The 21,789-nt window shown below is 66.6% G+C and carries 23 protein-coding genes, 1 tRNA gene and 1 riboswitch; of the genes, 2 read left to right on the forward strand and 22 right to left on the reverse strand.

Annotation, left to right across the window (positions count from 1 at the left end):
- Positions 1-99: 99 nt before the first annotated feature.
- Genes LHL23_RS12220 through LHL23_RS12250 form a run of 7 tightly spaced genes read right to left on the reverse strand, consistent with a single transcriptional unit; the run spans position 100 to position 6,601 of the window.
- Entirely contained in the window at positions 100-1,032 is a 933-nt protein-coding gene (locus LHL23_RS12220; RefSeq protein WP_222480709.1) for an AEC family transporter, read from the reverse strand.
- Between the two features lie 49 nt (positions 1,033-1,081).
- The gene (locus LHL23_RS12225; RefSeq protein WP_226430055.1) at positions 1,082-1,879 is read right to left on the reverse strand and encodes an MBL fold metallo-hydrolase; all 798 of its coding nucleotides are present in this window, start codon (positions 1,877-1,879) and stop codon (positions 1,082-1,084) included.
- Positions 1,879-2,688, reverse strand: a complete 810-nt coding sequence (locus LHL23_RS12230) for a TatD family hydrolase (RefSeq protein WP_226430056.1) — start codon at positions 2,686-2,688, stop codon at positions 1,879-1,881. The genes LHL23_RS12225 and LHL23_RS12230 overlap by 1 nt, the downstream gene beginning before the upstream one ends.
- A gap of 35 nt (positions 2,689-2,723) precedes the next feature.
- Entirely contained in the window at positions 2,724-3,842 is a 1,119-nt protein-coding gene (locus tag LHL23_RS12235) for a DNA polymerase III subunit delta' (RefSeq protein ID WP_226430057.1), read from the reverse strand.
- Positions 3,839-4,486 (reverse strand): dTMP kinase, encoded by a 648-nt coding sequence (gene tmk / locus LHL23_RS12240; protein ID WP_226430058.1) that lies wholly within the window; start codon positions 4,484-4,486, stop codon positions 3,839-3,841. Before tmk ends, LHL23_RS12235 begins: the two co-directional genes overlap by 4 nt.
- The gene (locus LHL23_RS12245) at positions 4,483-5,634 is read right to left on the reverse strand and encodes a D-alanyl-D-alanine carboxypeptidase family protein (RefSeq protein WP_261397232.1); all 1,152 of its coding nucleotides are present in this window, start codon (positions 5,632-5,634) and stop codon (positions 4,483-4,485) included. The genes tmk and LHL23_RS12245 overlap by 4 nt, the downstream gene beginning before the upstream one ends.
- 46 nt (positions 5,635-5,680) lie before the next feature.
- Entirely contained in the window at positions 5,681-6,601 is a 921-nt protein-coding gene (locus LHL23_RS12250) for an SPOR domain-containing protein (RefSeq protein WP_226430059.1), read from the reverse strand.
- Between the two features lie 240 nt (positions 6,602-6,841).
- Here LHL23_RS12250 and LHL23_RS12255 point away from each other — a divergent pair.
- A tRNA-Ser gene (locus LHL23_RS12255) sits at positions 6,842-6,931 on the forward strand.
- Between the two features lie 53 nt (positions 6,932-6,984).
- On the opposite strand, the gene cobF is transcribed toward LHL23_RS12255, so the two are convergent.
- The 10 genes from cobF to cbiE all read right to left on the reverse strand — a co-directional run bounded on the left by cobF (position 6,985) and on the right by cbiE (position 14,405).
- The gene (gene cobF, locus LHL23_RS12260) at positions 6,985-7,737 is read right to left on the reverse strand and encodes a precorrin-6A synthase (deacetylating) (RefSeq protein ID WP_226430060.1); all 753 of its coding nucleotides are present in this window, start codon (positions 7,735-7,737) and stop codon (positions 6,985-6,987) included.
- 73 nt (positions 7,738-7,810) lie between these two features.
- Complete coding sequence (locus LHL23_RS12265) at positions 7,811-8,314, reverse strand: hypothetical protein (protein ID WP_226430061.1); 504 nt, start codon at positions 8,312-8,314, stop codon at positions 7,811-7,813.
- A gap of 66 nt (positions 8,315-8,380) precedes the next feature.
- Positions 8,381-9,079, reverse strand: a complete 699-nt coding sequence (locus tag LHL23_RS12270; RefSeq protein ID WP_226430062.1) for a CbtA family protein — start codon at positions 9,077-9,079, stop codon at positions 8,381-8,383.
- 4 nt (positions 9,080-9,083) lie between these two features.
- Positions 9,084-9,254 carry a CbtB domain-containing protein gene (locus tag LHL23_RS12275; protein ID WP_226430063.1) on the reverse strand — a complete coding sequence of 57 codons (171 nt, stop codon included), beginning with the start codon at positions 9,252-9,254 and terminating at the stop codon, positions 9,084-9,086.
- Positions 9,255-9,288: 34 nt separating this feature from the next.
- Positions 9,289-9,491, reverse strand: a riboswitch (cobalamin riboswitch).
- 174 nt (positions 9,492-9,665) lie between these two features.
- Positions 9,666-10,001 (reverse strand): DUF1636 family protein, encoded by a 336-nt coding sequence (locus LHL23_RS12280; protein ID WP_226430064.1) that lies wholly within the window; start codon positions 9,999-10,001, stop codon positions 9,666-9,668.
- The gene (gene cobA, locus LHL23_RS12285) at positions 9,998-10,732 is read right to left on the reverse strand and encodes a uroporphyrinogen-III C-methyltransferase (RefSeq protein ID WP_226430065.1); all 735 of its coding nucleotides are present in this window, start codon (positions 10,730-10,732) and stop codon (positions 9,998-10,000) included. The genes LHL23_RS12280 and cobA overlap by 4 nt, the downstream gene beginning before the upstream one ends.
- Complete coding sequence (locus LHL23_RS12290; RefSeq protein ID WP_226430066.1) at positions 10,729-12,048, reverse strand: cobyrinate a,c-diamide synthase; 1,320 nt, start codon at positions 12,046-12,048, stop codon at positions 10,729-10,731. Before LHL23_RS12290 ends, cobA begins: the two co-directional genes overlap by 4 nt.
- 4 nt (positions 12,049-12,052) lie before the next feature.
- Positions 12,053-12,847 (reverse strand): precorrin-4 C(11)-methyltransferase, encoded by a 795-nt coding sequence (gene cobM, locus LHL23_RS12295; protein ID WP_226430067.1) that lies wholly within the window; start codon positions 12,845-12,847, stop codon positions 12,053-12,055.
- Positions 12,844-13,221, reverse strand: a complete 378-nt coding sequence (locus LHL23_RS12300; protein ID WP_226430108.1) for a cobalamin biosynthesis protein — start codon at positions 13,219-13,221, stop codon at positions 12,844-12,846. Before LHL23_RS12300 ends, cobM begins: the two co-directional genes overlap by 4 nt.
- Positions 13,218-14,405 (reverse strand): precorrin-6y C5,15-methyltransferase (decarboxylating) subunit CbiE, encoded by a 1,188-nt coding sequence (gene cbiE, locus LHL23_RS12305; RefSeq protein ID WP_226430068.1) that lies wholly within the window; start codon positions 14,403-14,405, stop codon positions 13,218-13,220. The genes LHL23_RS12300 and cbiE overlap by 4 nt, the downstream gene beginning before the upstream one ends.
- On the opposite strand from cbiE, the gene LHL23_RS12310 reads away from it, so the two are divergent.
- The gene (locus LHL23_RS12310; RefSeq protein ID WP_226430069.1) at positions 14,404-15,144 is read left to right on the forward strand and encodes a cobalt-precorrin-6A reductase; all 741 of its coding nucleotides are present in this window, start codon (positions 14,404-14,406) and stop codon (positions 15,142-15,144) included. The genes cbiE and LHL23_RS12310 overlap by 2 nt on opposite strands.
- Here LHL23_RS12310 and cobJ read toward each other — a convergent pair.
- Genes cobJ through cobN form a run of 5 tightly spaced genes read right to left on the reverse strand, consistent with a single transcriptional unit; the run spans position 15,141 to position 21,660 of the window.
- A complete protein-coding gene (cobJ, locus tag LHL23_RS12315; protein ID WP_226430070.1) occupies positions 15,141-15,905 on the reverse strand; it encodes a precorrin-3B C(17)-methyltransferase in 765 nt (254 codons plus the stop codon). The two genes, LHL23_RS12310 and cobJ, sit on opposite strands and share 4 nt — an antisense overlap.
- A complete protein-coding gene (cobI, locus tag LHL23_RS12320; protein ID WP_222480746.1) occupies positions 15,902-16,618 on the reverse strand; it encodes a precorrin-2 C(20)-methyltransferase in 717 nt (238 codons plus the stop codon). The genes cobJ and cobI overlap by 4 nt, the downstream gene beginning before the upstream one ends.
- Positions 16,619-16,620: 2 nt before the next feature.
- A complete protein-coding gene (locus LHL23_RS12325; protein WP_222480748.1) occupies positions 16,621-17,250 on the reverse strand; it encodes a precorrin-8X methylmutase in 630 nt (209 codons plus the stop codon).
- 1 nt (position 17,251) lies between these two features.
- On the reverse strand, positions 17,252-18,418 hold the full coding sequence (gene cobG / locus LHL23_RS12330) for a precorrin-3B synthase (protein ID WP_226430071.1): 1,167 nt from the start codon (positions 18,416-18,418) through the stop codon (positions 17,252-17,254).
- Entirely contained in the window at positions 18,415-21,660 is a 3,246-nt protein-coding gene (gene cobN, locus LHL23_RS12335) for a cobaltochelatase subunit CobN (RefSeq protein ID WP_226430072.1), read from the reverse strand. The genes cobG and cobN overlap by 4 nt, the downstream gene beginning before the upstream one ends.
- Positions 21,661-21,789: the final 129 nt, after the last annotated feature.

Below are 21,789 nucleotides of genomic sequence, written 5' to 3' on the forward strand. Positions count from 1 at the left end.
CTGGTGGAAAATTGCTAATAAAATCTGAAGGATAAGGTAAGTCCCGCTGTCCAGATGTTTCGCGTGCGAAACATTGCGGCAGAAGTGCTGAGCTTTCTGTCAGCTCAGCACCAGCAGCCAGAACCACACAGTCAGGATGCTCGACCCGGTGGCAATCAGCACCGACGACGCCGCCACCCGTTTGGCCCGCCCGTACATATTGGCAAAGATATAACCGTTGAACCCGGTCGCCATTGCGGCGTTCAGAACGCCGGAGCGGAACAGGTCCTGCGGCAACTCCAGCGCCGACCCCAAGGTCCAGACAATCGCCGGATGGATCATCAGCGAGGTAAAGCAGACAAACAGGATCGCCCGCATATCGCCTTCGGGGCGGTACTTAACCAGCACACCACCGAGGGCAAACAGCGCCGCAGGCAGCGCCGCGCGGATCAGCAGCGACAGCGCCTCATTTATCACCAGCGGAATGGCCAGCCCCGACAGGTTGACCGCAAACCCCAGTGTAATCCCGAGGATCAGCACATTGCGGAACATCGCGTTCAGCACGGATGTGACAGTCTTGATGCCGCCTGCCCCGCGGTTGCGCACGATCTCCATCGCGGTGATGCCGACGCCGTAGCAGAACGGCGAATGGAAGGCGATGATCGCATAGTTGCCGGTCAGGTTGTCCGGGCCAAAGGCGCGTTCGGTGATCGGCAGCCCCAGCAGGACCGAGTTGGAGAACAGGCAGCAGAAGCCGATGGCGATGCAGTCCTCCCACTCCCGCTTGAACAGCAGCCGGGCGCCAAACAGTCCGATCAGAAAGCAAGTGAAGGCGCCGGTGTAGAAGCTTGCCAGCAGCTGCGGGTTGAAACTGGCGGAGAGATCCAGTTCCGCCATCGCTTTGAACAGCAGGCAGGGGATCGCGAACCCTTGGGAGAACTTCATCACGCCGTCGACATGCGCCTGATCCAGCACGCCCCGCGCGGTGGCGGCATAGCCCGCGCCGACAACCAGGAAAACCGGCAGGATGACGTCAATCAGGCTCTGAAACAAATTCCGTCCTCAAACCGCGCGAATGAAAAAGGGCGCTAATGCGCGCCCCTCAGATCTCCATCCGGATCACCATCCCGTCATAGGCCGGGGTGATATGGTCCGGTGTCTCGCCCTCGATCGTGGCGTAATCCATGTCGATGTGCATGTTGGTGATGATGCCGCGTTTGGGGGCCATCTTTTCGAACCACTCCAGCGCGTCCTGATAGCTGAAATGGGTCGGGTGCGGCGTGCGGCGCAGGCCGTCCAGGATCCAGATGTCCAGCCCTTCCAGTTCCGGCAATGCGGCGTCCGGGATTTCCTTCACGTCCGGCAGATAGGCCAGGCCGCCGATGCGGAAGCCAAGCGCGTCGATGGAGCCGTGGTTCACCTCAAACGGACGGAAGCTGATACCGCCGCCGGGGCCGCCGATGGTGAACGGCCCGCCAATGGTCTTCAGGTCCAGGATCGGCGGGTAGGGGGAGCCTTCGGGCTGGGCAAAGGCATAACCGAAGCGGTTCAGCAGGGCGTCCTGGGTGGCGCCGTCAGCGTAAACCGGAATGCGCTGGCGCATGTTGAAATAGACCATGCGCAGGTCGTCGATCCCGTGCAGGTGATCGGCATGTGAATGTGTGTAGACTACTGCGTCCAGCCGCGTGACTTCGGCATCCAGCAGCTGGTTGCGCATGTCCGGCGGGGTGTCGATCAGCACCGAAGTGGTGCCACCCTCATCCACGCGCTCCACCAGCATCGAGCAGCGGCCGCGGCGATTCTTCGGGTTCGCCGGGTCGCAGTCGCCCCAATAGCCGCCAATCCGCGGCACGCCGCCGGACGAGCCCGAGCCGAGAATGGTAAAGCGCATCTCAGCCATCAGGCGGCGGCCTCATACTGCGCGGCCTTCCAGTACAGCCGGTCGAAATTTGCCTGGGTCTGGGCCGCAAAGCCGGCGTAGTCCATGCCGAACACTTCTGCGCCCACCTTGGCGGTGAAGGCGGTGTAGGCCGGCTCGTTGCGCTTGCCGCGGTAGGGCGGCGGCGCCAGGTAGGGGGCGTCGGTCTCGACTAGGATGCGCTCCACCGGAGCGGCCGCGAAAATGTCGCGCAGCTCCTGGCTCTTGGGGAAGGCGGCGATGCCGGACATCGACAGGTAGAACCCCAGATCCAGGGCAGCCTTGGCCAGCTCTGCGGAAGACGAGAAGCAGTGCATCACGCAGGAATAGGCGCCGTTCTTCATTTCCTCGCCAAGTATGCGTGCCATATCGTCGTCGGCAGCGCGGGCGTGGATGATCAGCGGCAGGCGGGTTTCGCGTGCAGCGGCGATGTGGATGCGCAGGGATTCCTTCTGCACCGCGGCGCTGTCGGCGGTGTAGTGGTAGTCCAGCCCGGTCTCGCCGATGCCGACAAACTTCGGGTGCTTTGCCAGCGCCACCAATTCGTCAACTGTAACCAGCGGCTCGTCAGCGGCGCTCATCGGGTGGGTGCCTGCGGCGTAGAACACCGGTGCGTGGGCTTCGGCAATCGCGCGCACGGACGGCTCGTTCTTCATCTTGGTGCAGATCGTCACCATCCGGGTCACGCCGGCCTCTGCCGCGCTGGCGATCACCTCGTCCAAGCGGCCTTCGAAGTCCGGAAAGTCCAGGTGGCAGTGGCTGTCCGTAATCTGGGGGGGCGTCTCGGTCATGAATCCTCTGGTGCCGCTTGCGCCGCGCCAAAACCCTAGCGCGACGCGGTTTCCTGCATCTTGAAAACCGTATCTAGGACAAGCGCGGCGGGGTCAAGGTTCACCGCCTGCCCGTGGCGGGCACGGGCGGTCACTTCTGCCGCGAGGTCGGCCCAGGCGCGCGCCTTGCGCGGATCGGGCGACAGGCGCTGCAGCATCGCCGCTTCCTGCGGCGCCGCTTCCGGCGCTGGCGGAGCGCCGGTTGCGCCGGTGCGCGCCAGCCGGGCCAGCGCCATCTCGGTCAGCGACAAAAGCAGCTCAAAACGCTCCGCCGCACCGCGCTGGGCGGCGGCCTCGGCCAGGGCCATCGCCCGCCGCCGGTCCAGCCGCGGCATCGAATCGAGGATCTGCACCAGTTCGGCATAGACCTTGAGCCCGCCCAGATTGATCAGCCGCAAGGCAGCGCCGACGGAGCCGCCCGCGAGGGCCGCGAGATTATCCATGTTCTGGGGCAGCTCGACCCCCGACTGCGCCAGTGCGGCTTCCATGTCCGGTGCCGACAGCGGCCCCAGCCGCAAGGTGCGGCAGCGCGAGCGGATCGTTGGCAACAGGCGCGATGGCTGATGCGAGATCAACAGGATCGTGGTGCGCGCCGGCGGCTCCTCCAACATCTTCAGGAGCGCGTTGGCGGCGCTCACATTCATGTCGTCGGCGGCGTCAACGATCACCACCCGCCGCCCGCCGTCAGTGGCCGACAGGCCAAAGAAGCGGTTGAGCTTGCGGATGTCGTCGACCACGATCTGGCTGCGCAACTTGCCCTTGTCGTCGTAGGAGCGGGTGATCGGTGCCAGACCGGGTTCGGCCAGCGCCTGAATGCGGTGTGAGACCGGGTGCTCCGGGTCAATGTCCAGCGTCTGCGGCGGGGGTGGGGCACCAAACAGGCCGTCCTCGGCCGGAGGGGTGGCCAGCAGGAAACGGGCGATCCGCCAGGCCAGCGTTGCCTTGCCCACGCCCTGCGGGCCGGTCAGCAGCCAGCCGTGGTGCAAACGGTCGGAATTGTAGGCGGTCAGGAAATCCTGCTCTGCCGCGTCCTGGCCGATGAGGCGCAGGGTTTCGCGCGGGTGCGGCGCGCCCTCGGCCTGATCGGCGCGGGGCAGCTCGTCATCAGCGCTCATGCCCCGGTTCCTTTCAGGGCCGTTTCCGCCAGTTCCCGGACATCTGCGGCGACCTCCTCCACCGGGCGGGCGCCATCGACCACGCGGAAGCGGTCTGCAAATTCCTGCGCCAGAGCCAGGAAACCCGCGCGCATCTTCTCTTGCAGCTCGACGCCGAAATCCTCGAAACGCTCTTCCTTGCCCTGCCGCCCCTTGGCGCGGGCCAGCCCCTTGGCCGGGTCCATGTCAATGAGCAGGGTCAGATCCGGCTCGCGGCCGATCATCAGCTTGTGCATCTGGTCCACTGCGGCGCGCAGATCGCCGCGCGACAGCCCCTGGTACATCCGGGTGCTGTCGGCGAACCGGTCGCAAATCACCACCTTGCCGGCCGCCAGGGCAGGCTCGATGGTGCGCTCCAGGTGGTCGCGCCGCGCTGCCATGAACAGCAGCAGTTCTGTCTCAGCCGACCAGCGGTCGGGATCGCCCTCCAGCACCAGGCGGCGGATCTCCTCGGCACCGGGGGAGCCGCCCGGCTCCCGCGTCAGCACCACATCGCGGCCCTCTGCCTGCAGCGCTTCGGCCAGCAGGCGGCATTGGGTGGACTTGCCGGACCCGTCGATGCCTTCAAAGGTGATGAACAGGCCGCGCCCCGTGCCAGCTGTCACAGCGCCCCCTCGGGACCGGTCAGGAATTGCTTGATCAGCACCTGCGCCGCGGTTTTCACGCGCACCACAAAGCCGCCCGCAGGCACATCGCTTTCCGCCACCAGCGGCAGCCGCACCTCCGGCAGCTCCTCCGGCTGCAGCACCAGCTCCGCCAGGCGCTGGCCCTGTTTGACCGGTGCTTCAATCGGGCCGCTGTAGACAACTTCGCCTTCGATGGTGCCTCCCGACAGCGACGGCAGCAGGATTTCCAGATCCTCGGCCGGCACCAGGCCTACCGATCGCTCGGCCCCCCGCCAGATTTCGGCTTCGGCGATGGGGATGCCCTCCTTGGCAACGGTTTTCTTGGTAAATTGGCGAAACGACCAGTTAACGAGGGCTTCTGCCTCCTCTGCGCGCGCGCGCTCGCTGTCGAGGCCCGAGACCACGAAAATCACCCGCCGGTCGCCCTGCTTGGCAGAGCCGACCAGCCCATAGCCCGCTTCCTCAGTGTGGCCGGTCTTCAGCCCGTCAGCACCAATGCCCAGCTTCAGCAGTGGGTTGCGGTTGCGGACATTGGAGGGCGCGCGGCCGTCGAATTCGAACTTGGTCTCGGCAAACAGCGGGTAGTATTCCGGGAAATCCTCGATCAACCGCTCGGCCAGGACCGCCAAGTCGTGCACCGACATCCGGTGACCGGCGGCGGGCCAGCCGTTGGAATTGGCAAAGGTGGAGGCGGTCATGCCCAGCTCTTGGCCGCGCTTGGTCATGTAGCGGGCAAACCCTGCCTCGGTTCCGTCCGGACTCAGCGCTTCGGCGAGCACCACGCAGGCGTCGTTGCCCGACAACACGATGATGCCGCGCAGCAGATCCTCAACCCGCACCCGGTCCAGCGTGTCCAGGAACATGGTCGAGCCCTTGTAGCTCATCGCGTGCTCGCTGACAGGCAGTTCCTCGTCCAGCGTCAGCCGACCGTCGCGCAGGGCCTCGAACGCGACATACAGCGTCATCAGCTTGGACATCGAGGCCGGCGGCAGCGGCACATCGGCGTTCTTGGACAACAGCACTGTGTCAGTGCCCGAATCCAGCACATAGGCTGCGCGCGCCTTGGTATCAAAGGCGGCGGCGGACAGCGCCGAAAGGCTGACCGCCAGCCCGGCAGCCAGGCCCATGCGCAGCGATGATTTCAGGGCACGCGCCAGGCGTGCGGTTCGGGGGTCAGTTTGAGACTGCATAGGCATCCGCGAATCCGGTTTCCTTCACGCTTTGCAGCAGCTGGCTGCGTTCGGATTTGTTCTGTGCGGGGCCGACCAGCACCCGCCAGAAGGTCTTGCCGCTGGCCGACTGCTCGCGCAGTTCCGGAACCATGCCGGCACTGCGCATCATGTTGGCGGTGCGTTTGGCGTTGGCCTCGACGCTGAAGATGCCGATCTGGATGAACGGCTTGCTCAGTGAAGATTTCTGCGGTTTGGGCGCAGGGGCGGCGGCAGGTTCAGCCTTGGCGGGTTCTGCTGCGGGTGGTGCGGACGGGGAAGAGGCCTCAATTGCGGCAGCAGCACCGGCAATCGGGTCCAGCGGGGTTTCAGAAATCTCGCTGGCTGCCAAGGCGGTTTCGGTGGCTTCCGTGCTGTCCGGCAGGGCATCGTCTTCGGCGGCTGCCTCGTCCGGCTGCGGCGCCGGATCAACTTCCTCGCGCCGCAGGGCGGTCACGTTCAGCTCCGCCGGCGCGCCTGCCAGCAAGCCGAGGGCCGCCGCCGCGTCAGAGGAGACCTGCAGCCGCGGCCCCGGGATCTCGCGCTCGCGCCGGAACAGGGCGCCGATCACGAATTGGCCGTTGGCATTGTTGCGGATGATCACCCGTTCGGGATCCTTGGTATCGGGGTGCGCCACCCAGACGCCGCCGATCGAGGGGCGGCCGTCCCACAGGCCCGCTTCGGTCACCTGGAACACATCCGGCGCTTCCACGTCCCGTTCGACCAGCTTGGTGCTGCTGGAGGCCTTGACCTCTCCCTCAGCCTTCGGTTTCGGCGCCAGAAAGCCCAGTTTCTGCCCGTCCTCGCACGCCGCCAGAACCAGCAGGCCCAAGGCCGCCACGGCGATCCGCGGGGCCTTTCTTGCTCTCGCCAGGGTATCTTTCATGCTCTCATCCTTGCCTGTGCCCGCGGCGCTTCTGCGCCCCCGCCGGAATGCCCGGTCTTCTTGATTTGGCGGCATGATAGCCTGCGCTTCCGGCCATGAAAACCCTGCCGGTCCGCGGCACAAGGGAAAGCCGCAGCGGCGGCGTAATTCCGCGCGTTTGGCGCAGGCCTGCGCTTTTCTCTTGCCGCACGGATTTCCCCTTGCCTCGCACCGCGTTGCATCCTAAACCGCTGACGGACCGGGGAGGTGGCAGAGTGGTCGAATGCGGCGGTCTTGAAAACCGTTGAACGTGAGAGCGTTCCCAGGGTTCGAATCCCTGTCTCCCCGCCACTCAATCACCCCGCAGGCTGCAACGACCGGACGTGCCGAGGGCAGGCTTGCCCTCAGCCCTTGCGCAGCAGATAGATATCCATGATCCAGCCATGTTCCGCGCGCGCCTTGGCGCGGGTTGCGATGATCTGCTCCGTGACCTCTGCCAGCGGGCCGGACAGGGAAATCTGGTTTTCCATCCCGGCGTAGGCGGTCCAGAAGATTTCCACTCCCTCTGGCTTGACGGACTGAAAGGAACACTCCCCGTCCAGCATGATCACCAGCGTATCGGCGCTGTCCGGCCAGCCGTTCTCGCGCAATTGCCGCCCGGTGGTGATGGTGAAGGGGGCGCCGATCTCGTTGACCGGAATGCCGTGCGCCGCGGTCAGCGCCTGGATCGAGGTGATGCCGGGGATCACCGTCAGCCTGATCTCGGCCAGCGTCTTCAGCCGCTCAGCAATCCGCATAGTGCTGTCGTAAAGCGACGGATCGCCCCAGACCAGGAACCCGGCCTTGCCGCCCTCTGGCAGGTTCTCGGTGATGTTTTGCCACCAGATTTCCGCGATGGCGTCGTGCCAGTCGTCGACCCGCTTGCGGTAGCTCTTGGTGGCCTCGTCGCGCACCGGCAGGGCAAATTCCACGATCTTCGGGCCGTCGCCCCGGATCGCCTGGTTGCAGATCTCGCGCCTGAGTCCCGCCAGGTCGTCCTTGCCCGCCCCCTTGTTGGGGATCAGGATCAGATCCTGCGCGTTCAGCACCTCGATCGCCTGCAGCGTCATGTGCTGCGGGTTGCCGGTGCCGATGCCAATCAGGGAAAGCTCAATCATCATGGGGCCTTTCACATGAAAACACGGCCCCCTATGGGGCCGTGCTGAGGGTCTTGCAAGGGGGCTGTTGCGCTCAGGAGCCTTCGCCGCCTGCCGGCACGGTGAGTTTTGCCTCCACCGGCTGGCCTTCCACCAGCAGCGCGCTGTGGCTGTTGGTGTTGAGCGAGACCTTGACTTCAGCTCCTTCGGGCAGGGCAGGGATATGCATCCAGTTGGCGTAGAGCCGGGCGAGTTTCTCGCCGTTCACATAGACATGCGCATGACCTTCGCCTTCCACGTCTGCGGCAGAGGCGTGCTGCGGGGCAAAGCGGAAATTCTGCGGTGTCACCTGCAGGTTCCAGCCCGCCATCGGGTCCTCGTGCAGCTGGATGGCGACGCTGGGCGCATCGGGGCCTGCTGCCAGGCTGACGGCCTGGGAGTGATCATGGGCGGCCATTTCGCCGTGACCGCCGCCGTGGTGCGCCGGGTCGCCATGATCATGGCCTTCGAAGGTGACGCCATTGCCGGCCGCGATCACGAAACCGGCACCGCCGCCGAACACCAGGCCAATCGCAAACAGGGCAAGAGAGCGGGACATTTGTTCATCCTTTGAAAATGAATGTCCCCGCCGGATGCGGCCGGCGGGGAGGGTCAGAGAGCCGGATCAGGCTGCGGCTTCCGCGCGCTTGCCTTCGGCCTGCCAGAAGTATCCGGCAAAGCTGCCGAGAAGCACCCAGGCCGCCATGCCGATACCGAACGCGCGGGCGGCAAACAGCGCGCCGATCTCGGTCGGCACCGGTCCGGAGAAGCTCTCCGGTTCAGGCGCGCCGACGATATGCGGAGCCATCAGCAAGAGGGCCGCGATCAGGATACTCACCAGATTGCCGCCAAAAGCGATCAGCCACATGGCAACGCCTGCGGCGGCCACGGTGATGGTCCACCAGATCTGGCGCGCGCCCACGTCGGCGGCGGCAACACCCGGCACTTCGGGCGCCAGCGACAGGCCGGGCGCGAAGTGGAAGGTGATGAAACCCGCCAGGCCCCACAACAGGCCGGTACGCGGGTTGATCTCATGGCCCTGGCGTTCGGCCACCGACATCAGCGCCGCCATCACCAGCGCATAACCGGTGTAGGTCAGCATGGTGAAGATGATGCTGAGGCCATCGCGCATCGGTTCGGCGAACATGCCGGGCAGGTCGGGGTGCGCGGTTACGGGATCAGCGCCGAAATGCACCAGCTCGCCGCCCTCGTAAAGTTCGGCGTGGAGCAGCACGGGCTGCACGAAATACAGCTGCAGCAGGGCGGTAATCAGCCCTGCTGCAGCGCCAGCGAACAGGCCGCTGGTCAGAATGCGACTGAACATGGCCTTAGTGGCAGGGGAAGCCGGTTGCGTGGCGCACGTCATGAGCAGCGTCGTGCAGGGCAGATGCCTGAACATGGCCGGTCAGCGTGATGATCCCCAGCCCCAGAACCACTGCAAACAGTGCCGGAAGAACACCGGTGCCAGCGGCGGAAGCCTTAAGCGTCTTGGTCGTCATTTCTAGTCCTCCTTACCGTCACACCCGACGGCATAAGTTGCGTTTCCACACGGCCGGTCTCCTGACTCGCGGGTCGCTGCTGCCTTCCTCCTTCCCGGCTTGCGCCAGTGGTTTTTGGAAGGCCGCTCGCCGCTCACAGTCGCGGGGGCGGTTGAGGCTTCGGTGCCGCGATTTGGTCCACCGTCCTCATTCCCGTTTCAGTCCCAGTGCTTAGGCACCATCAGACACCGTATCAGACGGTAATGCCCCGCGCGGCTGAGTCCGGTCAAGGAAGAATCCGCCAATCTGGAGCGCTTCAGCGTCATGGGGATAGCCAATGCAAGTTAGGCGGCAGCGATCAGGGAAGCCTGAGAGTTGCAAAATTTGCCCGAAAATACGCGCGGAAATTCGCGACTACCTGCCGCAGGCAGTTCACACCAGATCCGCAGGAATGCGCGCAATCGCCTTGAACCGCAGCTGGCCCAAGGGCCGGGCATCGGCGAAATTGCCGTTGGCGCTGTCTTGGTACATGCGCAGGAAGGTGAGGATGTCCGGCAGATCCTTGGCAGTGATTTCCCCGAACAGATAGGCGGTCTTGCCGCTTTGCCGCACCGCCAGCGTCTGCGGCCGCTTGCAGCCGGACATGCAGTCCACCTGCTGCAGCCGCGCCGCCACCCCGGCCGTCTCCAGCGCCGCGGCGACCTGCCCGAAGAGGGCAGGGTCCGCGTCGCGGCAGGTGCGGCACAGGGTGAGGGTCGGCAGGCTCATGCGTCCGGCAGGTCCTGATCGGCCAGCGGCCCGTAAAGGATCAGCACCGGCGCCTTGGTCTCCATCGCGCGCAGAACTGCGGGCAGTTCGCCCACGTTGTGGCAGAACAGTTTCTGTTCCGGCGTGGAGACGCCAAGCGCCACCAGCGCGTGGGTGTCCGCGGGCAGGCCCGCTTCCATCAGCTTCTCCGCCAAGTCGGCAAAGGTGCGCTTGCCCATATAAACCACGGTTGTGGCATGCGGGTCGGCCAGCGCCGCCATGTTCAGGTCGTCCGGCAGCCCGCCGGTCACGTCATGTCCGGTGATGAACTGCAGCCGCCGCGCCGTCAGCCGCCGGGTCAGCGGAATGTTGGCTGCTGCCGCCGCAGCCGAGGCCGCGGTGACGCCGGGCACGATCTCAAACCCGATGCCCGCCTCGCGCAGTGCGGTCATCTCTTCTTCCAGCCGTCCGAAGACGCCGGAATCCCCGGACTTCAGCCGCACCACGTTGAGGCCGCTCTGGGCGTAATCGACCAGCAGCTGGCTCACATGGTCCTGCTTGGGCGAGGGGCGGCCGGCGCGTTTGCCCACCCCCACCAGGTCGGCATCGGCGCGGGCATGGCTCAGGATTGGCCCCGACGACAGGTCGTCGAACAGGATCGCATCCGCTGCTTCCAGCCGTTTCACCGCCTTGACGGTCAACAGCTCCGGGTCGCCGGGGCCGGAGGAGACGAAGCTCACAAAACCGCTCATGCCTGTTCTCCCGTGATCAGGTGGAAGAAGGTGCCGGTCACATGGCCCTTGATGGAGCCGGTCTCCGGCACCGGGCCGCCGTCGGCGTCCATCACTTGCGCCAGCGGCGCGTCGGGTTCTTCCAGAATGGTGGAGTAGTGGAACTCATGCCCGCGCAGCGCAGTGCCTGCGTCAAAGCCAGGCATCCCTGCCTGCAGAATGGCGCGGCGGTAGCCGAGGTGGAACTTGCGTTTCTCGTAAGACGTCACAAGACCCAAGAGGCCCAGCATCTGGTGGCGGTTGCCCTCCTTGTCGATCAGCGCCTCGCCCAAGGCCATGTAGCCGCCGCATTCGCCATGCACCGGTTTGGTCTCGGCGTGCTTCCGGACACCGGCGCGGAAGGTCTCCGCCGCCGCCAGCGTGCCGCCATGCAGCTCCGGGTAGCCGCCGGGCAACCAGACCAGATCGGCATCTGCCGCCGGGGCTTCATCGGCCAGCGGCGAGAACGGCAGGATTTCTGCCCCCGCCGCGCGCCAGCCGGTCAGCAGATGCGGGTAGGTAAAGGAAAACGCCGCATCGCGCGCCAGCGCAATCCGCTGCGCAGGCGGCTTGGGCAGGCTGGCCGGGGCGGGTGCCTGGCCCGCCAGTGCCGCGGCCTTGATTGCCTCCAGATCCACATGCGCGCGCAGGAAGGCGGCATAGCCTGCAATGGCGGCTTCCAGATCGGGATGCTCCACCGCCTGGATCAGGCCCAGATGCCGCTCCGGCAGGGTCAGGTCGCCGCGCCGCGGCAGGGAGCCCAGCACCTTGATGCCTGCCTTCTCCATTCCCAGCCGGGTCAGCCGCTCATGCCGCGGGCTGGCAACCCGGTTCAGGATCACCCCGGCGAAGGGCAGCTCCGGGTCGTAATTCTTGAACCCCAGCGCGGTGGCAGCTGCCGATTGCGCCTGGCCGCCGACATCAACCACCAGCACCACGGGCCAGCCCATCCGCTTGGCGGTCTCGGCAGAGGAGCCGAAGCCCGACTGCCCGCGTGTCGCCACGCCATCGTACAGTCCCATCGAGCCCTCACCGACGCAAATTTCCGCGCCTGCAGACTGTGCGGTGACCGCATCCAGCAGTTCGCCGTCCATCGCCCAGGTGTCCAGGTTGAAGGATGCACGTCCAGCTGCCGCCAGGTGGAAGGCCGGGTCGATATAGTCCGGCCCGCTCTTGTAGGGCTGAACGGTCAGCCCGTCCTCGGCCAGCGCCCGCAGAAGGCCCAGCATCACGGTGGTCTTGCCGGTGCCCGAGGAGGGCGCCGAGATCATCAGTCCGGGAGGGTTCATGCTTGTCATGGCCTCAATCGTCCCCGTGGCTCCAGCTCGACCATGGGCTGTCGGCGCTTTGCGGCCGGTAGCGGCGGTCGTAGTCGGTGGAGTAAAGGCAGCTTTCGTCGAAGCCCTCGCCCTTCAGCACCGGCCCCACCAGGATCAGCGCGGTGCGGGAGATTTTCTCGTCCAGCGACTCCTTCAGCGTTTCCAGTGTGGCGCGGATGATCTGCTGGTCCGGCCAGCTGGCGCGGTAGACCACCGCCACCGGGCAATCCGCGCCGTAATGCGGGGTCAGGCTGTCGACCACATGGTCCAGATTGCCGATCGACAGGTGGATGGCCAGCGTGGTGCCGGTTTTGGCGAAATTCTCCAGCGACTCGCCTGCAGGCATCGAGGACGCGCGGCCCGGGGTGCGGGTCAGCACCACCGACTGGCCAAGGCCCGGCAGGGTCAGCTCGGTCCCCAGCGCGGCAGCGGCAGCGGCAAAGGACGGCACGCCCGGGGTGACGCTGACCGGGATGCCCTCGGCCTTCAGGCGGCGGATCTGCTCGCCCATCGCCGACCACACCGACAGGTCGCCGGAATGCAGCCGCGCCACGTCCTGGCCCGCCTCATGCGCCGCCTTGATTTCTGCCACGATGGCATCCAAGTCCATCGCCGCGGTGTTCACGATCTTCGCATCTGCCGGGCAATGGCTCAGGATTTCCTCCGGCACCAGCGAGCCCGCGTAGAGGCACACCGGACAGGATGCGATGATGTCGCGCCCGCGCAGGGTCAGAAGATCGGCAGCGCCCGGTCCGGCGCCAATGAAGTGAACGGTCATGGCTCAAGTCTTTCTGCTATGGCCGCGGTGGCAAGCCCATCCGCGGTGACAACTCTGGGGGCGAGAAGGCGCGCCCTGGCGCCCGGCACCCCGTGGCGCGCCCCGGCCAGCGCCGCGGCTTCCGCCAGCGACCCGGTGCTGAACCGCGCCTTGATCCGGGGCGAACAGGTCAAAGTCTGCTCCCCGGCAATATCCTGATTTTCAAGCGCAATCACCGGCAGGCCGATGCTGCGCGCAAACTCCTGCATAGCAGGGGTTGCGGCCTTTTCGGCGACGGACGCCAGCGCGTCCACATGCTCACCTGCCAGCGTCAGCGCGGCTTGCAGGTCGGCTGCCGTTGCAGCGCTGCGAAATCCGAAGCCAGCCACCTTCATCGGGTGACGCTCCATTGGATCACCGGCCGCGCCCGGCGCCAGTCGCGCATGGAGCCCAGCGGCCCGGCCTCGGCAATCTCCGCTTTCAACAGATGCCCGCCGCGGTCCGCGTGGGCGCGCATCAGCAGGGTTTCGGTTTCCAGCGTGACGCCATTGGCAACCAGCCGGGTGCCTTCGGGCAGGATGCTCCACAGGTGGTCCAAGAGCTCTTGCGAGCCGCCGCCGCCGATGAAGACGCAGTCGGGAAGGGGCTGGCCGTTCAGCACTGCCGGCGCCTTGCCGAGCACCGCTGTCATCCGGTGGTCCAGGCCAAACGCCGCCGCGTTGGCGCGGATGTTCGCCAGCCGGCTCTCGCGCGGCTCAAAGGCAATGGCCTGTGCGCCGGGGGCGGCCAGGCACCATTCTACCGAGACCGAGCCGGAGCCGCCGCCGATATCCCACAGCAGTTCTCCCGCACGAGGCGCCAACGCTGACAGGGTCAGCGCCCGGATCGGCCGCTTGGTGATCTGCCCGTCGCTGGCAAAGAGATCATCCGCGAGGCCGGAGGCTTGCGGCAGGCCCTTGTGGCCTGCGGCCTCAACGGCCACCGCCACAGGGGTCTGAACATCCTGCAGTTCAAACCCTTCAGCCTGGGCAGACCGCACCCGCTGCCGCGGCCCGCCCAGGCACTCCATCACTGTGAGGTGCGAGGCGCCGAATCCCTCTGCCGTCAGCCATTCCGCCAGTTCCGCAGGTGCAGCGCCGTCGCGCATGGTGCAGATCACACGGGCGCCAGACCCCAGCAACGGCCGCAGCCGCGCATAAGGCGCCGCATGCAGGCCGATGCACAGCACCTCTTCCAGCTTCCACGCCAGATGGTTGGCCGCCAGCGCAAAGGTGGATGGCACAGGGCAGGAGACCCACTCGCCATCTTCCAGATGCCGCGCCAAGGAGCCGCCGGCGCCATGCCAGAACGGATCGCCGGAGGCCAGGACAACAACGCGCTGCCCCCGCGCCGCCAGCACCGGCCCGACGGAAAACGGCACCGGCCAGGGCTGGCCCTTGCTGCCGGCCGCCGCCAGCTCCAGATGCCGCGGGCCGCCAAAGATCACCTCGGCCTGCTCCAGCGCCTTCCGGCTTGCATCGCTGAGGCCTTCCAGTCCATTTTCGCCCAGACCAACGATTGTGAGCCACGGATCAGACATGACACGCATTCTCCTGCTGGGCGGCACCACTGAAGCCTCGACGCTGGCCAAGACCCTGGCCGAAACGGATATGGATGCGGTGTTTTCCTACGCGGGCCGCACGGCCAAACCGGTCAGCCAGCCGCTGCCCACCCGCATTGGCGGCTTTGGCGGCGTGCAAGGGCTGGCGGCCTATCTGCAGGCTGAAGGCATCACCCATGTGGTCGATGCCACCCACCCGTTCGCAGCGCAGATGAGCCGCAATGCGGCGCACGCCTGCGAATTGGCGGATGTGCCGGTTTGCGCTTTTGAACGCCCGGTCTGGCAGGCGGGCGAAGGCGATCAATGGGTGCACGTGGACAGCATCGAAGAGGCTGTGGAAGTTCTTCCCAGCCTTCCGGCGCGGGTGTTTCTGGCGATCGGCAAGCAGAACCTTGCGCAGTTCGCGGCCAAGCCGCAGCACCACTACCTGCTGCGGCTGGTGGACGAACCCGAGGCGCCCCTGCCGCTGCCGCACACAACGGTCGAAATCGCCCGCGGGCCGTTTGATGCGGCGGGCGACACCGCGCTTATGCAGCGCCACGGCATCACCCATGTGGTCGCCAAGAACGCAGGCGGCGCGGGGGCCGCGGCCAAGCTCTCTGCCGCGCGCGGCCTTGGCCTGCCGGTCATCATGATCGGCAGACCGCAGGTGCCCGAACGGCCCGTCCTGGGCAGCGTGGCAGAGGTTATGGCCTGGCTGTCCCATTCCCCGGCTTAGGCCTCGGCTGCGTAGCGGGGCGTGTAGACGTAATTGCCCACCCGGCGGGTGTCGCGGTTGCCAACGATCACCACTGTGCGCATGTCCGCCATCTCGGGCGTTGCGTCCTTCAGCGGCACGGTCAGCAGTTCCTGCCCGGGCTTGGTCACGTCGCGGGCAAAGGTGATCAGCGTGTCCGCGCCGCAGGCCTCGCGCAGGATATCAAGCGCGCGGGCAAACTGATGCGGCCGCGACTTGGAGCGCGGGTTGTAGAACGCCATCGCCAAGCCGGCCTCGCCGACCAGCTGCAGGCGCTTTTCGATCAGGCTCCAGGGCTTCAGGTTGTCGCTGAGGTTGATGGCCGCGAAATCATGCCCCAGCGGCGCGCCGATGGCGGCAGCGGCGGCCAGCATCGCGGTGATGCCGGGCAGCACCCTGATGTCCAGTTCCAGCCATTCAGGGTGGGCTTCAGCACTGTTTTCCAGCGCTTCGAACACGGCAGAGGCCATCGCGAACACGCCTGGATCGCCGGAGGACACCACAACAACCCGTTTGCCCTCGGCGGCCATTTCCAGCGCATGGGTGGCGCGGTCCACTTCGACCCGGTTGTCGGTGGCGTGCAGGGTCAGGCCCTCGCGCGGCTCGATGCGCCTTACATAGGGGATATAGCCAACGATATCAGTTGCTTCTCCGATGGCGTCACGCACTTCCTTCGTCACCAGCGCCTCATTGCCGGGGCCAAGCCCGGCGATCACAACCCAGCCGTTTTGCGATGGTTTCATGGCCGGCGCCCCTGTCCGTGAATCAGCACGATGGAGAAATACGGGACCTCGCCGTCGATTTCGGTCAGTTTCTGAACCGTTTGCCGGGGCATGGTGCCGCGCTCGACCAGCCAGGCATCTTCCAGCCGGCCGGCGCGTTCCAGCGCGCGCAGCAGTTTCGGCAGGTTGCGGCCGATCTTCATCACCACCAGCGCGTCCGTGTTGGCGGCGCGGGCGGCCAATTCATCCTCGCTGAGGGTGGCCATGGCGACCGTCAGCACATCATCGCCCCATGTGATCGGCTGGCCGGAGGCATGCCAGCAGCCGGACATGCCGGTGATGCCGGGCACGATCTCCTGCTCGGCGCGGCCCTGCAGGCGGGTGTAGAGATGCATGTAGGAGCCGTAGAAGAACGGATCGCCTTCGCAGAGCACTACTACATCTTCGCTTTGGGCGATTTCCGCCAGCGTGTTGGCCCAGCGTTCATAAAATTCCGCAAGGATCCGGTTGTATTCGGGATCCGACAACGGAATTTCGGTCGTGACCGGATATTCCATTGCGTGCTCGGTCACGCCCTCGGCCAGCATGCCTTCCACGATCGAGCGGGCCTGCCCTTTGCGGCCGGCCTTGCGGAAATAGGCCACATGGCGTGCTTTCGAGATCAGCCGGTGCGAACGGACGCTCATCAGGTCGGGATCGCCGGGGCCAAGCCCTGTGCAGATGACTTTACCCATGGTTACTCTTTCCAGCTCGCCAGCGCGTTTACAGCCGCGACAGTGATGGCGGAGCCGCCCAGGCGGCCCTTCACGATCATGGACGGAACCGGCAGGTCTTCCATCAGCGCTTCCTTCGATTCCATCGCGCCGACAAAACCCACCGGGCAGCCGATGATGGCGGCGGGGCGGGGGCAGGACGGGTCTTTCAGCATGTTCAAAAGGTGGAACAGCGCGGTGGGCGCGTTGCCGATGGCGACCACGGCGCCCTCCAGTTTCGGGCGCCACAGTTCCAGCGCGGCGGCAGAGCGGGTGTTGGACATTTCCTTGGCCATCTCCGGCACCTTCGGGTCGCGCAGGGTGCAGATCACCTCGTTGTCCGCGGGCAGGCGCGGGCGGGTGATGCCTTCGGACACCATATAGGCGTCACACAGGATCGGCGCGCCGTTCGCCAGCGCTGCGCGTGCGGTTTCAGCCATGCCCTCGGAAAAGCGCACGTGCTCTTCCAGCCCCACCATGCCGGCGGCATGGATCATGCGGACGACGACGCTTTCCTCGTCCTTGTTGAAGCGCGCCAGGTCGGCCTCGCGGCGGATGGTGGCAAAGCTTTCGGCGTAGATCGCGGCGCCGTCGGTTTCATAGGTGTGGAGCATGTCAGCTGCCCTCTGTCAGAAGTTCGGGAGCGGCGCGCAACGCGTCGGCGCTCAGGTGGGTCTTTAGCGGCTGATCCGCGGCAGTGCCATTGCGGATCAGGGAGAATTCATCGTTGCCGGTCGCGGTCAGGGTCAGGGGTGCGGCGCCCGGGCAGGCGCAGCCCTTGGCGCAGCCGGAAACATGCAGGCGGGTTCCCGAGGGGACATGCGGGGCCAATTGCCTTGCCAGGTCACGGGTGGCGGAAAGCGCCTGCAGGCAGCCGGGGGCTCCGGTGCAGGCGACCACTTGCAGGCGCGGGTCTGCGGCGTCCAGGATCAGGCCGGGCAAGGGCGGCAGGCTTTCAGCACCTTCCACCAGCAGCATGCGCCACGGGGTGAGGCGGATGTCTCCGCAGTCTGCCAGCTGCGCGAGTGCAGCGGCGGGCATCTGGCCGAACTCCAAGGCGGCAAGTGTCCCCGCGGGGACAGGTCCAGGTTTTGCGGTGAAGCTGTTTATTGTGCTTAGGGTTGTGTGCCCCGGGGGCAGCGTGGTGCCTTTTGCAACATGCGGCTTCATCCGGCCGCGGCCATTGGCGGCACCGCCGGTTTCCACGAACCAGCGGGCGAGGGCGAGAGCTTCGGAGGCGGCGGATTCACGTGTGACGGGCTTGCCGGCCGCGGACCCGTCTGCGCGCAGGATCAGGGTGCTGCCAGAGCGCTCGATGCGGATGTCAGCAGCGGTGTCCTGCAGCACCGGAGCCGCGCCGCAGTCGACGGCGAAGCCGAATTTCCCGGGCAGGGTGAGGTCCGCTGCCGCCGTCAGCGCGGCGCTCAGATCGGTGGCGATTGTGTGGGTGTCATCGCCCGCAGCCCAGAACGGGGCGAGCAGGACATTGCGGCGGGCTTCGGCGTTTGCGTCTGGGTCGATCAGGCCAAGGCCGCGCAGGCCTGCAATCAGGTCCTCATGCGCGTCTTCTCGGATGCCGCGCATCTGCAGATTGGCTCGGGCGGAGATATCCAGCAGGCCATTGCCGAATTCCTGCGAAAGTCTTGCAACACCGCGCGCCTGGTTAACGGACAGTTTACCAAGCGGCGCGCGCACGCGGACAACCAGCCCGTCGCCCGACATCATTGGGCGCAAAGCGCCGGGGCACCAGCCGTAGACCTTGGGTTCAGCGGCGCTGCTCATGCCGCGCCCTCCAGCTCTGCCATGATCGAGTTGCGGCGGGTGCTCCAGAGGCCTGCATCGTACAAGGCGCGGAAGCGGTCGCGCATGGCCTGCAGCGCCTCCGGGTTTTCGCGCTCCATGAACTCGACCAGATCGTCGCGGCCCAGGGTGGCCTCGAAGTAGAGGTCAAACAGATGCGGCTGCACCACCTGCGCCAGATGCGCAAAGGCGGCCATGTGATCGAGCGTGGCGGCGATCTCGGCTGCGCCGCGGAAACCGTGGGACATCATCGAGGTGGCCCAGTCCGGATTGGCGGCGCGAGCGCGGGTGACGCGGGCGATTTCCTCGCCCAAGCTGCGCGCCTGCGGTTTGTCGGGGCGGGTCGCGTCGAGGTGGTAGAGCGCCGGCGCCGTCTGGCCGATGCGGGCCATGGCTGCGGCAAAGCCTGCCTCATGCGCGGCGTAATCAGACGCGATCAGCAGGTCGGTTTCCGGCAGGTCCTGCAAGTGGACAAAGCTGTCGGCCCCCTGCAGGCGGGATTCCAGCGCCTCGCGGGCGTCGGTGATAGTGCCCTTGGCGTCAATTGAGTGGGAGGAGGCGTTGAGCCAGGCCTCGCCCGCCGCCTGGCGCGCTGCGTCGGTGTAGTCGTCCAGATGCGGGTTCATCGAGAGACCGTACTGGCCCGGCTTGGGGCCGAAGACGCGCGGGGTCTCAGTGAGATAGGGGTTGTCGGCCTGGGTCTCCTCGCGGGCAGCCAGTGCGGCGGCGGCACTTTCGAACATCTGGGCAAGGCCCGGGAAGACATCGCGGAACAGGCCGGAGACGCGCAGGGTCACGTCGATGCGCGGGCGGTTCAGCATCGACAGCGGCAGCACCTCAAAGCCTGAAACGCGTTCGGAGCCTTCGTCCCACTGAGGCGCGAGGCCTGCGAGGTGCAGCGCCATGGCAAATTCCTCGCCCGCGGTGCGCATGGTGGCGGAGCCCCAGAGGTCGATCACCAGCCCCTTGGGCCAGTCGCCGTGGTCCTGCAGGTGGCGGCGCAGCAGCTCTTCCGCCAGCTTGACCCCTTGCGCATGCGCCGCCCGCGAGGGCACCGCCCGCGGGTCGGTGGTAAAGAGGTTGCGGCCGGTGGGGATCACATCGGCGCGGCCGCGAAACGGCGAGCCGGAGGGGCCGGGGGGGACGATTTTCCCGTCCAGCGCGGCAATCAGCCCGGAGCGTTCCTCCGCTCCGCATTGGCCGGTGCCGAAAATATGCAGGCCCTCTCCGTACTGGCTTTCCTTGATGTCGCAGACAAAGGCGTCGATGCGGGTGATCGCCTCAGCCGGGGAGGTGTCGGGGGTGAGGCCGAGGTCGGCTTCGACGCCGGTTCCCTGCGCCTCAGCCCGGATGTCGCCGATCAGCCGGTCGCGGCGGGCGGGATCAAGGCCGTCGGCGGTGGAGTATTCATCCAGCAGGCTTTCGAGCCGCGCCATGCCCTCGGGCAGGTTGGTCTGCGCCAGCGGCGGCGGCAGGTGGCCGATGGTGACGGCACCGATGCGGCGCTTGGCCTGGGCGGCCTCGCCCGGGTCATTGACGATGAAGGGGTAGGCGACCGGAAGCGGGCCGGTCAGCACCTCGGGCCAGCAGGCGTCGGAAAGAGCCACTGCCTTGCCCGGCAGCCATTCCAGGGTGCCGTGGGCGCCGATGTGCACGAGGGCGTCGGTTTGGTCGCGCAGCCACAGGTAAAAGGCCACATAGGCGTGGCGCGGCGTGCGGTCGAGGTCGTGGTAATCATCGACGCGGGTTTTCACTTCGCCGCGTTCGGGCTGCAGCGCGACCAGGGCGTTGCCTGCCCGCAAGGCCTTGAAGTGAAAGGCGCCGTCGCGGCAGTCGACGTCTTCTTCCGGGGCGCCCCAGGCCGCAGCCAGGGTGTTTTGCAGGTCTTGCGGCAGCGTGGAGAGGGCCTGGCGGTAGTCCTCCAGCGGGACGCTGAGTGTTTCCTCCATCAGCCGCAGGCCGGTGTTTTCCAGCGCTTCGACGGCGTAGCCCTGGGCCGCCAGTTCGCGCAGGATCTCGTCGCAGGAGGCCAGCGCGTCGAGGCCGACGGCATGGGCGAGGTTGTGGTCGCGGCCCGGGTAGGTGGAGAGGATCAGAGCCAGGCGCTTGTCCGCATTCGGCAGTTTGGCGAGGCGCAGCCAGCCCTCCACGCGGTCAACGGCAGCCTTGATGCGGTCTGCATCAGCCCGGTGGGCGAAGCGGGAATATTGCAGGTCCGGGTCCTTCTTACCCGGCGATTTGAAGCTGACGACACCGGCGAAGATGCGGCCGTCAACCTCCGGCAGGACGACGTGCATGGCGAGGTCGGCGGGCGACAGCCCGCGGTCGGCCTCACGCCAGTCTTTCTTGCGGGCTGTCGAGAGGGCGACCTGGAACACCGGACAGCCGGTGGAGCTAAGCGGTGAGGCGCTGCCGTCGGTGCCTTGGGCGGAAAACGCGGTGGCATTGATCATGGCGGCCGGGGCCAGTTCCGGAAGCTTTTCGCGCAGCCAATCGGCGGCTGCAGGCGCCTTGAGGCTGGCGGCAAAGACGCCAAAGGCCGCGTAGCCGCGGGCGCGCAGCTCTTCGATCAGCGCATCCACCGGGGCGGTGTCGGCGGCGGTGAGGTAGGAGCGGTAGAAGCTCACCAGCACCAGCGGATTGTCCTGCGGCGGCAGCTCCGCGAGCACGCCCTTGGCCGGGTCGTAGAAGCCGTGCTCGGGCATCGTCTTGAGGCCGAGGACGGGGCCAGCGTAGAGGCCTGCTGCCAGCGACAGCTGCGCAAGCGCAGCCTGGGCCGCGACAGCGCCGCCGGCGTCGCACAGGGATTGCAGGCGGCGCAGGGTGGAGACGGGCAGGGTGGAGAGCTCATCGAGCCGCGCATCCTCGCGCCCGTCGGCGGGCAGGATCGCCAGCGCGATGCCCTTGCGGCGGGCAAGGTCCTGCAGAGTGGCAAGGCCGTAGGACCAGTAGCTTTCGCCGCCGATCAGACGGACGAGGACTCCCTTGGCGCCCTCCAGCGTTTGTTCCGCGTAGACGTCGACCGACAGCGGGTGCCTCAGCGCCACCAGGTTGGCGAGACGCAGGGAGGGCAGTTTGCCGTCCGCGCGGTGCCAGCCCGCCGCGAAGGCGCCGAGATCGCTGTCGGAGAACGACAGCACCACCAGATCGCCGGGCGTCTGCCCGAGGTCCTGCGGGGTGTCGGTCTCGTCAAGGCCGTGGCTTTCGCGGAAGACGACGTGCATGGGTCAGGCTCCTTGCCTGAAGGGGCGTATGGAAACGGGGAGGGCAGCGCCCGGCCCGGCGGGGCAGGAAGCGAAGCGCCCGCCCCGTGGGGGGCGGGACGGGCGCTGCCTGGCCTTCGGCCAGGCGGT

This window comes from Leisingera sp. McT4-56 (genome assembly GCF_020514995.1).
Lineage (GTDB): Bacteria > Pseudomonadota > Alphaproteobacteria > Rhodobacterales > Rhodobacteraceae > Leisingera > Leisingera aquaemixtae_A.